This is a genomic window from Arthrobacter sp. Dra40 (assembly GCF_059091905.1).
Genome location: NZ_JBNHHB010000024.1, coordinates 16753 through 31079 on the forward strand (window position 1 = coordinate 16753; position 14327 = coordinate 31079).

Below are 14327 nucleotides of genomic sequence, written 5' to 3' on the forward strand. Positions count from 1 at the left end.
TTACTGCCCTGTCTGTTGCTTCGGCGCCGGGATGCTGCCGCCGTTGAGCTGCTGCTGGTCGTCCTTCTGTGCCGCTTTCTTCTGCGCCGCTTTATCCTCGCCCGCAGCCTCGGCCGCGGCCGCAGACTTGGCAGCCGGCTCAGCGGCTGCGGCGGCGCCGCTCTTCTTCTCCGTCTTGGCCTTTGCCGCCGGCTGGTGGCCGGGGTTTTCCGGTTGCGCCACCAACAGCTCCGGCGCTGCGCCCGGTTCAGCCGCCTTCGGCTTTCCGGAAACTTTCTGGCTGCCCAGATCGATGGAGCCGGCCGACGGCGACGTTACCATCCCCAAGTCTGCCGCCTTCGCGGCCAGATTCTGCGGAGCCTGGTTGTTTTCCAGCTGTTGTGTCAGTTTTTCGTTCGCTTGGGCCAGCGACACCTGCTCGTTGCGCAGCTCCACCAGTTTGTACTGCCCGCTGGAGACCGAGATGTTCAGCACCAGCACGCTGCCGAGGGCCAGCACCAGGACGGTGAAGCAGAACAGGGCGAACGGCACGCGCTTGCGGGCCGGACTGTTGGGGACGACTGACAGAGGGGTACGGCGGGGGGCTTGCCTGGGCGAAGCGCCGGGTCGGCCGGCCGGAGCGGCACTGCCGTGCACGTACTGCTGCTGGTCGGGACGGGCTGCATGGGCACTGGCACTCATTGTGCACTCCTGTTCCGGATCCGTTCTACCGCCCGCAGCTTGGCGGACGCCGCGCGCGGGTTTTCTTCAATTTCTGCTGCCGTGGGCACTTCCGTGCCCTTGGTCAAGGTCTTCAGCTGCGGTTTGTGTTCTTCCAGTTCGACGGGGAATCCACGCGGCGCGGAGGACTTCGCGAGCCGGCCGAACACCGATTTGGTGATCTTGTCCTCCAGCGAGTGGTAGGACATCACGACGATCCGCCCGCCGAGGGCCAGCACGTCGATGGCGGCGGGCAACGCCCGCTCGAGCACGTCCAGCTCCTCATTGACTTCGATGCGCAGCGCCTGGAAAGTGCGTTTCGCCGGATGGCCGCCGGTCCGGGCCGCCGCGGCCGGCACCACCTTGCGGATGGCTTCCACCAGCTGACCTGTGGTGGTCAGCGGGGCGGCGTCCCTGGCCGCAACAATGCTGGAGGCGATGCGGCCGGCGAACTTCTCCTCGCCCCAGCGCCGGATGATGCGCACCAGGTCCGCCTCGGAGTAGGTGTTGACGACGTCCGCTGCAGTCATGCCCCGGCTGGTGTCCATCCGCATGTCCAACGGAGCGTCATAGGAGTAGGCAAAGCCGCGGTCGCGCTCGTCCAACTGGAGCGAGGATACGCCCAGGTCGAACAGGGCGCCGTCGATCTGCCCGATGCCCAGGTCCTCGACCGCGTCGGCGATCTCGTCGTAAACGGCGTGGACCAGGTCGGTGCGCGCGGCGAAGGGCCGAAGCCGTTTTCCGGCGAGGGCCAACGCCTGCTCGTCCCGGTCGATGCCGACCAGATGCAGCTGCGGGAAACGCTGCAGCATGGCCTCCGAATGTCCGCCCATGCCCAGCGTGGCGTCGACTACGACGGCCCGGCCGCGTTCCTCGATGGCGCGTTCGATGGCAGGAGCGAGCAGGTTGATGCAGCGGTCGCGGAGCACCGGGACGTGGCGCTCCCCTGCCGGCCGCTCGCTGTTCATCCTGGATGCCCTCTTCCTGCTGCTGTCTGTCTCGTCCGCCGGGCCGGCTGGCCCTGAAGTCTTTAAGGCCGAAGGTCCTTGAACCAGATCCCCATCCGCGCCTGGCCTGCCCCGCCTGGCTCCGGGGAAGTGAGCCAGGTTGAACCTGCCGGGCGGCTGGAGATCTCATCCAAGAACGTCCGTGCCGAGTGTTGTGTTGTGGTACCGGGTCAGAAGACTCCGGGCAATACATCTTCGTCTGTTTCGGAGAAGGCGGTTTCCTGCTCCAGTAGGTAGTTGTCCCAGGCCTGGGCGTCCCAGATCTCCGCGCGGGTACCCGCACCGATCACTGCCAGTTCCCTGCCCAGCCCTGCATAGCTTCGCAGTGCCGACGGGATGGTGACCCGGCCCTGCTTGTCAGGTACTTCGTCAGAGGCTCCGGACAGAAAGACGCGAATGTAGTCACGGGCCTGGCGGGAAGATATCGGAGCCTTCCGCATCTCCTCGTGTACCCGTTCGAATTCCTTCTGGCTGAAGACGTAGATGCAACGCTCCTGGCCCCTCGTCAGGACGAGACCGTCGGCAAGTTCATCGCGGAACTTTGCGGGAAGTATCAGTCGCCCCTTCTCGTCCAGCCGCGGCGAATGTGTCCCGAGGAACATCGCCACCGCCTTGCCGATTGGAGGAGACCGTCGACCCCCTGCGTCACCACTACCCTCTTATGTCCTCCACTTTACTCCACATCAAGCCACAGTCAACTGTATCGACCCGGTTTTGTAGCTGGAAATGTTTGACTCCCTCCGCGCCACCGCAAGGAAGTCAGGCGTGGAGCGCAGTGGAGGGGATGCGGAGGGGGTGGAGCGCCCCGGAGGCGCGGACGCGTTCGTTCACCGCAGTGTTCCGGCCGCGCGGCCCGCAGTGGGGATGAAAAGGAGTGAACCGGCGCCAAAAGGCCCGTTAAACACGAAAAGACCCGTCATACAACGGGCCTTACCTTCGTGCAGAGCGGCGCTCAGATGCCTAGTGGAGCAAAGTGGAGCAGCTTGGCGGCTGTCCCCGACGGGGTCTGCTGCTCAGCGGTCTTCGCCGTGATGGCGTTCGTCCCACCGTTCTTCCAGATTGGCCATAAAGCCGCCCTTCGACGAGGACGCCTGCTTATTTCCGGTGGACCGCGGCGACCCCGCCCCGGCCCGCCGCGTGGTGGCCCAGTAAACGCCGGCGCCCATAATCACGAAGCCCAGGACCCCGACGGCGATGATCTGGCTGAGGATGCCGGTGAGCAAGACCAGTATTCCGGCAATCGCGACGAGGGAACCCACCACAATGTGGCGCGTCGACAACGATCGGCCGCTGGCCGATTCCATGTGGCTGGCAAACTTCGGGTCTTCAGCATGCAGCTGTTGCTCGAGTTGTTCCAGCAGCCGCTGCTCATGCTCTGAGAGTGGCATCTGAGCCTCCTTTGTTCCAGTCCCCCGAGGGCTGACTCAGTCGTTCAACGAACCCCGCGGGACAAGAGTTCCTGACACCTACCGGAACCTTATTGACCCCTTCTACTAAGAATAGAGCGCAAACCCGCCAATCGAAAGCTGCGGTGACCCAACTGTGACTCCGCCCACGAGGATTTCATTCGCCGGGCTCCGGCAGCCCCTGCTGGCCCGTTCCCGGGTCGGGCGGCACGGGCCGTCGGGCCCCGCGCCGGAGCAACGAAGCCGGCAGGATCCCGGCTGCTCCGAACTTTCGATTGACTTCGTCCAAGGCCTGTTCAGCGTTGTGCCAGGTATCCTCATGGCCGTCGAAACTGAGCTGCTGGCCGCCGCGTCCGGCGTCCTCCAACTGCTCCGCCCGGAGCCCGATCAGCCGGACCGGTTGCGGACGCTCGCCAAGATCCGCCAAGAGGGCCGCGGCTACTGCCTGGAGCTGCTTCGCGCTGTTGGACGGCACCTGCAGCTTCCGCGACCGGCTCAAGGTGGTGAAGTCGGAATAGCGCAACTTCAGCGCGATGGTTCCGGCCCGCAGGCTGCCGGCCCGCAGCCTCGCCGCCGTGCGGTACGCCAGCCGCAACAGTTCGCGGCGCAGCACCTGGTCGTCGTCGACGTCCTTCTCGAAGGTCTCCTCGGCTCCAATGCTCTTCTCAAAGCGTTCGGGCGTCACCACCCGATCGTCGATGCCCCAGGCAAGCCGATGGACGTGGTCGCCGGTGGCACCCAGCACGCGGTGCAGCGCGGCCTGCGGAGTCTGTGCCACATCGCCCACGGTACGGATGCCCAGGCGGGCAAGAACCTCGCCCGTCTTGGCCCCGACGCCCCACAACGCGCCAACCGGCAAGGGATGCAGGAAGGCCAGCGTGTCCGCCTCGGGGACGAGCAGCAGCCCATCCGGCTTGGCGTGGGTGGAAGCAATCTTTGCCACAAACTTGGAGGCCGCGATGCCCACCGTCGCGGTCAGCCCCAACTCGGCGGAGATCCTGCGGCGGATCAGCGCCCCAATCTCCAGCGGCTCCCCCAGCCGCCGTCGCGCGCCGGCCACGTCGAGGAAGGCCTCATCGACGCTGAGCGGCTCCACCAGCGGAGTGATCTCGCGGAAGATCGCCATGATCCGTGCCGAGGCCTGCTGGTACTTCGTGTGGCTGGGCTCGATAATCTGCGCCTGTGGACACAGCATGCGCGCCCGCGCCATAGGCAGGGCCGAGCGAACCCCGTATTTGCGGGCCTCGTAGGAAGCCGACAGCACCACTGCCCGGCCGGAGGCAGAGCCCACGATCACCGGCAGCCCAACAAGCTCGGGCCGCTCCAGCAGTTCCACGCCAACAAAGAAGGCATCCATATCCACGTGGAGGATGGTGCAGTTCTGCTGGTCCGGGGAGGTCACAGGACAATCGTAGGCTGGCAGCCGTCGTCCCATGCACTCGCCGCCGCGCGGGCTGTGGCACACGATTGTCTAGACTGGGCTGCAGACATCAGAACCATCGCGAGGAGCTCCGCACCATGCCGCACGGCCGAAGAGGAATCCCGCCATACACGGGCAGACCGGAGGTAGCAGCATGGAATCGTCACTGACCACAACGAGTCCTGCCGAGCAGGATGACTTCCGGCAGGCCGTTGCAGGCATGTTGCAGCAATTCCTGGGCGAACAGAAGGAACTGTTGCTCGAGGCGGCCCCGGACGCGGCGCCGCTGGTGGAGGCCATCGCGGACCTCACCGCCGGCGGCAAGCGCCTGCGTGCGCTGCTGGCGTACTGGGGGTGGCGCGGGGCCGGGGGGCCGGTGCTGGCCGAACCGGCCGTGCAGGCCGGAGTCGCGCTGGAACTCTTCCAAGCCGCGGCGCTGATCCACGATGACATCATCGACCGCTCGGATACACGGCGGGGAAACCCCAGCGTGCACCGCCGGTTTGAACAGCAGCATCGCCGCAACGGCTGGTCGCTGGACGCCGAACGCTATGGACAGGCCTCCGCCCTGCTGGCCGGCGATCTCTGCCTGTCCCTCAGCGAGGAGGTCTTTTCCGGCATCGGGGCGGAGTCGGCAGCGGGGACACCGGCCCGCGCCATCTTCAACCGGATGCGTGCCGAGGTCATGGCCGGCCAGTATCTGGACCTGCTGGAGGAAGCCGCCGGCCCGGGCCGTCCGGTTGAAGCCGCGGTCGACCGCGCCCTGCAGATCCTGCGCTACAAGTCGGCCAAGTACTCCACCGTCCACCCCCTGAGCGTGGGCGGCGCCCTGGCCGGCGCATCAGCCGAACTGATCGACGCCTACGAAGCGTTTTCGCTGCCGCTGGGAGAAGCCTTCCAAATCCGGGACGATGTCCTAGGCGTCTTCGGCGATCCTGCCACCACCGGCAAGCCCGCCGGCGACGACCTGCGGGAAGGGAAGCGCACGGTCCTGATCGCCCACACCCTCAACCACTGCACGCCGGCAGAACGCGACTATCTGGAGGAAAAGCTGGGCTCACCGGAGCTTTCCGACCCGATGGTGGAAGAACTCCGCGGGCTGATCACCAGCAGCGGCGCCCTGGCGGCAGCCGAACAGATGATTTCCCAACGAACGGCTGCGGTCGATGACGCACTCGCCGCCCTGCCCGTGACCGAAGAGGTCCGCCACGCACTGGGTCGGCTGGCCGACTCGGCGGTGCGCCGCAGCGCTTAAAAGCAGGGCGGGGTCCACCCGCCTCCAAGCGCGGACGGACCCCGGAATCAGGTCAACGAAGTGCGGCGGGCCAGGCGGCCGGCTACCAGCCCAGCGCCTGGGCGCGGCGGCGGATCTCGGTCTTTCGGCCTTCACGCAGGGCGTCAATGGGCCGGCCGGGCAATGAATCGTCGGCGGTAAAAAGCCAGCGCAACGCTTCCTCATCGCTGAAGCCGGCATCCGCTAGGACCGCCAGCGTGCCCTTGAGGCTCTCGAGGACGCCTGACTCGAGCAGAAAAGCCGCCGGCACCGAGCGGATCTGGCGCTCCCCCACCTTCGCTGCCAGCAGGGCCCGTTCCTCCAGCATGCTGCGCACGTCCTTTACGGAGACGTCCAGCCGCTCTGCGACGTCGGGCAGCGGCAGCCAATCGGCAATCAGTTCTTCAAGTTCACTCACGGTATAAGCGTGCCACGGCGACCCACCCGGAGCCATTTCAAAAGCCCGACACGCCGCCTTCATTCTTCATTCACCAGTTGCGGCTGTTGTGTTATGCGTCAATAGTGTAGATTCACTTGAGTCACACTTTTAACATTGATAACAAATGGCACACCAGTACCACTGTGCGGCCCGTTGGGGGACGCTCGCCAGGCCGCAGAACAAGGATGAGGGACATCAATGACCGATCAGCGCCCGATCACGCGCAACGACCGCAGCCAGCCCCGCCGGGTGCTACTGTCCGCGGCAGCTACCGCGGCGATTCCCGCCGTCGTGCTGTCCTCCGCCGCATTGGCCATGCCTGCGCAGGCGGCTGAACTCCCGCCCCGCGCCGCGCTGCAACCTAAGGCAGCAATTCCGGGTGTCACGGTTCCGGCCGCCGCCTTCATTCCCGCCTCCCAGGTCGCCGCCCAGTTGCCCGCTGCGCTGCGGACCACCCCGTCCGCCCACACGGTGCGCGCCGGCGAGACGGTCAGCGGCATCGCTGCCCGCTACGGCCTGTCCACCCAGAAGGTGCTCTCACTGAACGGCTTGAGCGCCAGCACCGTCATTCATCCCGGCCAGACGATCAAGCTGGGCGGCTCGGCCGCGGCCAAGTCCTCCGGCAGCACGGCTGCGAAGACCACGTCCGGCGCCGGCAACTACACGGTGAAGTCCGGCGATACGCTCTCCGGCATTGCCGCCAAGCACGGCATGAGCCTGGGCGCCGTCCTCTCGGCCAACAACCTCAAGATCAGTTCGGTCATCTACCCGGGCCAGAAGATCAAGGTCAACGGCGGTAAGTCCTCCGTGTCCAGCGCCTCGGTCAAGACCCCGGCTAAAGCTTCCACCAGGGTCGGCAAAGCCTCCAGTTCCGGTAACTACACCGTCAAGTCCGGCGATACCCTCTCGGGCATCGCCGCCAAGCACGGCATGAGCCTGGGCGCCGTCCTCTCGGCCAACAACCTCAAGATCAGTTCCATCATCTACCCCGGCCAGAAGATCAAGGTCAACGGCGGCTCTTCCTCCGTATCCAGCGCCGCGGCCAAGACCCCGGCGAAGGCTTCCGCCAAGACCGGCAAGGCCTCCGTCAGCGGCAACTACACGGTCAAGCCGGGCGATACACTCTCCGGCATCGCCGCCCGCCACGGGATGAGCCTGGCCTCCGTCCTCTCCGCCAACAACCTCAAGGTCACGTCGGTGATTCACCCCGGCCAGAAGATCAAGGTATCCGGCGGGTCCGTGTCCAGCGCCTCAACCTCGGCCAAGGCGCCGGCCAAGATTAACACCGCCACGGGCTCCGGCAGCTACACCGTCAAGTCCGGGGACACCCTCTCCGGCATCGCCGGCAAGCTCAACGTGACGCTCTCCAGCCTGCTGCAGGCCAGCGGCCTGAAGTCGACGTCGATCATCTACCCGGGCCAGAAGATCGGCGTCCCGGGCAATTCGGCGGCCTCGCAAACAACGACGTCGAACGTCGGCACGGCGTCCGCCGCACCGCTGGTGCCGAGCACCTTCCTGCACTACACCTACCCGGAAGCCGTGGTGTCCAAGGCGAACGAGAACAAGCGGCTGCTGCTCTCCACGCCACAGCCCAGCCAGGCGCAGATGAAGGACATCATCGCCGAAACCGCCCGCAAGATGGGCGTCGATCCCAAGCTCGCGCTGGCACATGCCTACCAGGAGTCCGGCTTCCAGCAGACCGCCGTTTCGCCGGCTAACGCCATCGGCGCTATGCAGGTCATCCCGTCTTCTGGCGAGTGGGCCTCGGACTTGGTGGGCCGCAAGCTCAATTTGCTGGATCCCTATGACAATGCGACCGCCGGTGTGGCGATTATTCGGTCCCTGGTCAGCACCAGCCCGTCCCTGGACATCGCCATCGCGTCCTATTACCAGGGCCAGTACGGTGTGATGACCTACGGCATGTACAAGGACACCAAGGCCTATGTGGCTTCGGTGAAGTCGCACATGAAGAAGTTCTAGCCGGTCACGGCCTCGGCGCGAAAGGACCCGAACCACGGAGTTGATTCGGGTCCTTTCGCTCATCGGACTAGGATCGTAGAGTGCAGCAACCGGCAACTGATTCACTGGTCGGCGCCCTGATCGACGGACGCTACCGTGTTCTTTCGCGCCTGGCGCGCGGCGGGATGTCCACCGTCTATCTGGCGTCCGACACCCGGCTGGACCGCAATGTGGCGCTCAAGGTCCTCTACCCGTATCTGGCCGAAGACCGAAGCTTCCTCGAGCGGTTTGAGCGCGAAGCCAAATCGGCGGCCCGGCTCTCGCACCCCCATGTGGTGGGGGTTTACGACCAAGGCTTCGATGGCAATGTCGCCTATCTGGCGATGGAATACGTCCGCGGGCACACGCTCCGCGACCTGCTGAACGATTCCGCGCCGCTGACGCCCCGGCACGCGCTGGCCGTGCTGGACCCCGTCATCGAGGGGCTTTCGGCCGCGCACTCCGCCGGCCTGGTCCACCGCGACATCAAGCCGGAGAACGTCCTGATGTCCGACGACGGACGGATCAAGCTGGGAGACTTCGGCCTGGCGCGCGCGGTCACCACCAGCACCAGCACCGGGACCCTGATCGGGACGGTGGCGTATCTGCCGCCGGAATTGGTCACCGGCACGGCGGCCGATGAACGCAGCGATGTGTACTCCGTGGGCATCATGCTGTTCGAGATGCTGACCGGGCGTCAGCCCTTCACCGGAGACGTACCCATCCAGGTGGCTTTCCAACACGTCAATTCCACCGTTCCGGCGCCGTCCACCCTGGTTCCCGGGCTCGCTTCCGATCTGGACGAACTGGTGCTCTGGTGCACGGGTTCGGACCCGGAACAGCGGCCGGTGGATGCCACAGCCCTGCTCGGCGAACTGCGACACGTGCACAAGTCGCTCAGCGATGCACAACTGGATCTCCAGACCGCACCGGCCGGGGAAGCGGGGACATCCGCCACCGAGGTCATCGCCTCCGACCCACATCGCACCACCGTGATCTCCCGTCCTGCCCAGCACACGCAGATCTTCAGCGCCGGCCAGGTTGCCGAGGCACCGGCTGGCGAGCAACGGCCGCTGTCCGCGCGTGAGTCGAAGAAGCGCCAGCGGGAACTCGCCCGAAGCGCCCGGCGTCCTGAACAGAACCTTCGCCGCGGCAATCCTCGGCGCCGCGGCGTGATCTGGATTGTCGTGCTGGCGATCGTTGCCGCCCTGGTTGCCGCCGCGGGATGGTTCTTCGGGATGGGCCCCGGCGCTCTCGTTTCCGTACCGGACGTCGCCGGAAAACCCGTGGCGGAAGCCCAGAGCATGCTTCAGGAGCAGGGGCTGGAGTACAGGCTCCAAGAAGTCTTCGACGAAAAGGTGGCCAAGGGAATCGCCGTGGGCACGGAGCCTGACGCGCCCATCGAAGTACGCCGGTTCGAGCATCTGGCGCTGGTGGTGTCGAAGGGGCCGGAATTGTTCGCGGTCCCGCCGCTGGCCGGCATGACGTTGGACAAGGCCACCGCCGCACTTGAAGAAGCCAATCTCACCGCCGGCAAGGTCAAAAAGGCCTACGACGAGGACGTCGCCGCGGGCACGGTCCTCAGCCACAAACCTGGCGAAGGCGAACAGCTCAGGCGGGGCTCCGCCGTCGAGCTGACAGTTTCGAAGGGGCCAAAGCCTTTTGACGTCCCCCAGGTGATCGGACAGCCACAGGGTGATGCCGCCGCCGTCCTGGAAGGTGCCGGGCTGAAGGTGGAGATAGCACCCGAGGCAATCTTTGACCGCAACGTCCCGGAGGGATCGGTCGCCGCGCAGGCTCCTGCCGAGGGACAGGTGATCCGCGGCGACACGGTCACCTTGACCCTCTCCAAGGGACCGCGGATGGTCGAAGTCCCGGACATGGTTGGCTTGCAGATAGACGACGCCGAGCGCCAGCTGAAGGAACTTGGCTTCGAGGTGGAAGTCAACGAGATCCTCGGCGGCTTCTTCGGCACGGTCCGGGCCCAGGATCCGGTCAATGAGTCGGTCCCCGAGGGCTCCGTCATCACACTGACCGTGGTGTGATTCCGGCAGTGGCCGTCCCCCGGGCGGGCCGGCCGGGTCAGACACCCCTGAGCGGCAGAAGGCCCGGAACCTGTTCGATGGTTCCGGGCCCTCTGCCGTGTGCTCCTCAGAGCCGGGGCGGCTACTGCTGGCGGGAGAGCGCTCCGGCCACCAGGAACGCCATCTCCAGCGACTGCATGTGGTTCAGCCGCGGATCGCAGACGGACTCGTAACGGTCCAAGAACGCGTTCTGGTCGATCGGATCGGCACCCCCGAGGCACTCGGCCACGTCGTCGCCGGTCATTTCCACGTGCAGGCCGCCGGGGAACGTCCCGAGTTCGTGGTGGACATCGAAGAAGCCGCGCACTTCGTCGATCACGTCGTCGAAGTTCCGGGTCTTGTAGCCGTTCGGCGAGGTGACGGTGTTCCCGTGCATGGGGTCCGTCACCCAGAGCACCTTGGCGCCGCTGGCCGTTACCCGCTTGACCAGTTCCGGCAGCTTCTGGCGGATGTTGCCTGCACCCATGCGGGTGATGAACGTCAGCCGTCCGGGCTCGCGTTCCGGATCCAGTTTGTCGATCAGCCGCAGGGCGTCGTCGGCCGAGCTGGTCGGTCCCAGCTTGACCCCGATCGGGTTGCGGACCTTGGACAGGAATTCCACGTGGGCGCCGTCCAGCTGCCGGGTGCGTTCGCCGATCCAGAGGAAATGCCCGGAGGTGTTGTAGGGCAGGCCGGTACGCGAATCGATGCGCGTCAGGGCCCGCTCATAGTCCAGCACCAGCGCCTCATGGCTGGCAAAGAACTCCACCCGTTTGAGCGCATCGAAGTCGGCTCCACATGCGTCCATGAATCTCACCGCGCGGTCGATTTCGCGCGCGAGCGACTCGTAGCGGGAATGTGCCGGATTGGCGGTGAAGCCCTTGTTCCAGTGGTGCACCAGTCGCAGGTCGGCGAATCCACCCTGCGTGAAAGCCCGGATCAGGTTCAGCGTGGAGGCGGAGGTGTGGTACGCCTGCACCATCCGGCTGGCATCGTGGGCGCGGGACTCGGGGGTGAAGTCGAACCCGTTGACCATGTCGCCGCGGTAGGCCGGCAGCGTCACGCCTTCGCGGGTCTCGTCGTTGGACGAACGGGGCTTGGCGAACTGCCCGGCCATCCTGCCCATTTTGATCACGGGCAGCGAGGCGCCGTAGGTGAGCACCACGGCCATCTGCAGAATGGTCTTGACCCGGGCGCTGATCTTGTCGGCAGTGGCAGCACCGAAGGTCTCGGCACAATCCCCGCCCTGGAGCAGGAAGGCCTTGCCATCGGCGGCCTGGGCCAGACGTTCCCGCAGGACGTCGACTTCGCCGGCGAAGACCAGAGGCGGCAGGGTGTTGAGCTCGGCAACAGCGGAGGCGTGGACCGAGGCGTCATGCCAGCTGGGCTGCTGCACCACCGGCAGGTCGCGCCAGTCATCCAAACCGGGGTAGTTCGCCGCCGTAGGCAGCTGGTCGGGAACGGAAGCAGTAAAGGTTGTATCGGTCACGCCTCAATCGTAGACCGCGGCTCTGCCCGGCTTCATGTGGAGAAGTCATGCTCCGACGACTCGCCGTCACAATGCGGCCGGATTAGTGCGGGCCGTCCTGACCCAATCCCGGGGCCGTGCCGCCGCTGTCCGGAAGCCCGGGCGTGTCCCCTTGCTGAGCGGCGGTTCCGCCGACTGCTTCACTCCGTCCGGCCACGCCGTTCGGTGCGGCGCCTGAAGGGGCGCCTGAAGGTGCGGCGGAGGGTGCGGCGGCTGCAGCTTTGCCGTTCGCCGGTTCCGCTGCTCGCCGCAGCCCGTTCTCCGGCCCGGGAGGTGCCGGCACCTCGGCGGTAGGCGTTGCTGCGCCGATCACCGTGATGGCGCCGGGCGCCTTGGTCTTCGGTGGTTCCGGTTGCTCTGCGGGCAGTCCGACGGCGGCCTGGCGCTGGTTTTCCCCGCGCACCGGCTTGCGTGCCGATTGCCGCGCCTTGACCGTGCTGGCGTACGAATCGACATATTCCTGGCCGGAGAGCCGCATGATCTCGTACATGATCTCGTCGGTGACCGAGCGCTGGATGAACCGGTCGTCTTCCAGACCCTTGTAGCGGGAAAAGTCCAGCGGCTTGCCCATGATGATGCCCACCCGGCGGATGTTGGGGATGCGCCGGCCGATCGGCTGGACCTTGTCCGTGCCGATCATCGCCACCGGAATGACCGGCACCCCGGTGCTCAGCACCAGCTTGGCTACGCCGGTCTTGCCACGGTACAACTTGCCGTCCGGCGACCGGGTTCCTTCCGGGTAGATGCCTAGCAACCCGCCCTCTTGCAGCGCGTCCCGGCCGGCCAACAGGGAGGTGGCCGAGGCCGCCCCGCCCGAGCGGTCCATCGGCAGCTGGTTCGTCATCTTGAAAAACGCCGCCGTGAGCTTGCCTTTGAGTCCCTTGCCGGTGAAGTATTCGCTCTTGGCCAGGAACACCACGGGCCGGGACACGGCCAGTGGCAGGAAAATCGAATCGGAGAAGGAAAGGTGGTTACTGGCCAGCACGGCGGGCCCGTTATCCGGAATGTTGTCCAGGCCCTTGACCCACGGCCGGAAGAGCAGGCGAACCACCGGCCCCACGACAATGGTCTTCATAAACCAGTAGAACACGTGTGCCTTTCCATTCCGCCGCCCCAGGCCGCATAACAATTCCGTTTGAGACTCTACTCCAGCTTGGCGTCTGCGTGGCTGCGCCGCGGGCAACGCCGGAGAAGGAGGAGGACGGCAATCAATGGCCGAACGGCTCCCATAATGACACGATAGTGCCATGACTTCTGCTCTCGACGGGGCCTTCTCCAGCTCCGGGCACGGCCCCCGTTCCCGTCTGGGCGTGGTGCTGCTGCATGGCTTCACCGGTTCCCCGCGCAGCATGCGGGGGTGGGCGGAGAGCTTGGCCGATGCCGGCTTCGCGGTGCGGCTGCCGTTGCTGCCCGGCCACGGCACCACGTGGCAGGATCTGGGAACGTCGCGCTGGCAAAGCTGGTACGGAGCGGCCGAGCAGGCTTTCGCCGAACTCGCCCGCGAGCGCAGCCAGGTCTTCGTCGCCGGTCTGTCCATGGGCGGCGCCCTCGCACTGCGGCTGGCTGCGCACCGTCCGGTCTCCGGCGTGCTGCTGGTGAACCCGGGGCTAACCATCGCCGACCCTCGGGCACCGTTCACCGGACTGATGAAGTACGTCCTGAAATCGGTGCCGGCCATTGGCAATGACATCAACATGCCGGGCATCGATGAGGGCGCGTACGACCGCACCCCGGTGGCGGCAGCCCACCAACTGGGTCAGCTCTTCAAGACGGTGGTGGCCGACCTGCCCCGGGTCACCGCTCCGACGCTGGTTTTCCGCTCCGCCGTGGACCATACGGTGCCGGAGTCCTCCATGCGTGTGCTGCGGCGCCGCATCGGCACCCCCCGGCTGGAGGTGGTGCCGCTCGCGGACAGCTACCATGTGGCCACCATGGACCATGACGCCGAACTGATCTACCGCCGATCGGCGGAATTCATCCACGCCATCGCGGCCACGTCACCAACACACACAGGAGCCAGCCGTGCCGGGGCATGATCAGGACCGGGACGACGCCGTCTGGCAGGATCTGGTGGCCCGGCTGGAAGAAACCGACTCCGGGAACCCGGACGGGCCCCTCCCGGAGCAGCCGGCAGCGGACGGCGGCACGGATCCCCGGCGGCTGCGCGATATCTTCGAGCACCGCCTGCCGGAGGCCGGGTCGCCGGGTGCGCCATCCGGCCCGCGGGACTACGTCGTCGAGGAACCCGACGACGACGAGGGCTACGTACCGCCGGAGCCCGAACCGTTGGGCGCCGGCGAGCCGCTGCTGGTGCTGGCGTGGATCGGCGCTGTGGGATCGCCGCTGGGCCTGCTGCTGACCGCCATGCTGTGGCGCGGCGTACCCTTGGCTGCGGTGCTGGGAATGGTGGTCATTTTCGTGGCTTCCGCCGTCTACCTGCTCTTCCGGCTGCCGAAGGAACGCGATGGGTACGACGACGGGGCACGCGTCTGAC

General features: G+C 66.3%; 12 protein-coding genes and 1 pseudogene. 5 read left to right on the plus strand and 8 right to left on the minus strand.

Annotated elements, in window-relative coordinates:
* From ftsL to dinB, 5 genes are all read right to left on the minus strand, one after another.
* Positions 1-681 carry a cell division protein FtsL gene (gene ftsL / locus AC5RWT_RS12845; RefSeq protein WP_494080528.1) on the minus strand — a complete coding sequence of 227 codons (681 nt, stop codon included), beginning with the start codon at positions 679-681 and terminating at the stop codon, positions 1-3.
* On the minus strand, positions 678-1667 hold the full coding sequence (rsmH, locus tag AC5RWT_RS12850; protein WP_494044124.1) for a 16S rRNA (cytosine(1402)-N(4))-methyltransferase RsmH: 990 nt from the start codon (positions 1665-1667) through the stop codon (positions 678-680). Before rsmH ends, ftsL begins: the two co-directional genes overlap by 4 nt.
* A gap of 209 nt (positions 1668-1876) precedes the next feature.
* Complete coding sequence (gene mraZ / locus AC5RWT_RS12855) at positions 1877-2308, minus strand: division/cell wall cluster transcriptional repressor MraZ (protein ID WP_494044125.1); 432 nt, start codon at positions 2306-2308, stop codon at positions 1877-1879.
* A 411-nt stretch (positions 2309-2719) separates the two neighbouring features.
* Entirely contained in the window at positions 2720-3094 is a 375-nt protein-coding gene (locus AC5RWT_RS12860; RefSeq protein WP_494044126.1) for an SCO2097 family morphological protein, read from the minus strand.
* A gap of 175 nt (positions 3095-3269) precedes the next feature.
* Positions 3270-4547 (minus strand): DNA polymerase IV, encoded by a 1278-nt coding sequence (gene dinB / locus AC5RWT_RS12865; RefSeq protein ID WP_494080557.1) that lies wholly within the window; start codon positions 4545-4547, stop codon positions 3270-3272.
* Positions 4548-4686: 139 nt separating this feature from the next.
* Between dinB and AC5RWT_RS12870 the strand changes: the two genes are divergently transcribed.
* The gene (locus AC5RWT_RS12870; RefSeq protein ID WP_494080529.1) at positions 4687-5787 is read left to right on the plus strand and encodes a polyprenyl synthetase family protein; all 1101 of its coding nucleotides are present in this window, start codon (positions 4687-4689) and stop codon (positions 5785-5787) included.
* An 82-nt stretch (positions 5788-5869) separates the two neighbouring features.
* Here the strand turns inward: AC5RWT_RS12870 and AC5RWT_RS12875 are convergent, their stop codons facing one another.
* Positions 5870-6223 (minus strand): Rv2175c family DNA-binding protein, encoded by a 354-nt coding sequence (locus tag AC5RWT_RS12875; protein WP_494080530.1) that lies wholly within the window; start codon positions 6221-6223, stop codon positions 5870-5872.
* 732 nt (positions 6224-6955) lie between these two features.
* Here AC5RWT_RS12875 and AC5RWT_RS12880 point away from each other — a divergent pair.
* Both AC5RWT_RS12880 and pknB read left to right on the plus strand, forming a co-directional pair.
* Complete coding sequence (locus tag AC5RWT_RS12880; protein ID WP_494080558.1) at positions 6956-8224, plus strand: LysM peptidoglycan-binding domain-containing protein; 1269 nt, start codon at positions 6956-6958, stop codon at positions 8222-8224.
* 80 nt (positions 8225-8304) lie between these two features.
* Positions 8305-10287 carry a Stk1 family PASTA domain-containing Ser/Thr kinase gene (gene pknB / locus AC5RWT_RS12885; RefSeq protein WP_494080531.1) on the plus strand — a complete coding sequence of 661 codons (1983 nt, stop codon included), beginning with the start codon at positions 8305-8307 and terminating at the stop codon, positions 10285-10287.
* 121 nt (positions 10288-10408) lie between these two features.
* Here pknB and AC5RWT_RS12890 read toward each other — a convergent pair whose 3' ends face one another.
* Together AC5RWT_RS12890 and AC5RWT_RS12895 are read right to left on the minus strand one after the other, a co-directional pair.
* On the minus strand, positions 10409-11794 hold the full coding sequence (locus AC5RWT_RS12890; protein WP_494044131.1) for a class II 3-deoxy-7-phosphoheptulonate synthase: 1386 nt from the start codon (positions 11792-11794) through the stop codon (positions 10409-10411).
* A 456-nt stretch (positions 11795-12250) separates the two neighbouring features.
* Positions 12251-12923, minus strand: a pseudogene (locus AC5RWT_RS12895) (lysophospholipid acyltransferase family protein); the annotation flags it as partial.
* Positions 12924-13080: 157 nt separating this feature from the next.
* Here AC5RWT_RS12895 and AC5RWT_RS12900 point away from each other — a divergent pair.
* Positions 13081-13869 carry an alpha/beta hydrolase gene (locus tag AC5RWT_RS12900; RefSeq protein ID WP_494080532.1) on the plus strand — a complete coding sequence of 263 codons (789 nt, stop codon included), beginning with the start codon at positions 13081-13083 and terminating at the stop codon, positions 13867-13869.
* Complete coding sequence (locus AC5RWT_RS12905) at positions 13856-14326, plus strand: hypothetical protein (RefSeq protein WP_494080533.1); 471 nt, start codon at positions 13856-13858, stop codon at positions 14324-14326. The genes AC5RWT_RS12900 and AC5RWT_RS12905 overlap by 14 nt, the downstream gene beginning before the upstream one ends.
* The last annotated feature ends 1 nt before the right edge of the window (position 14327 follow it).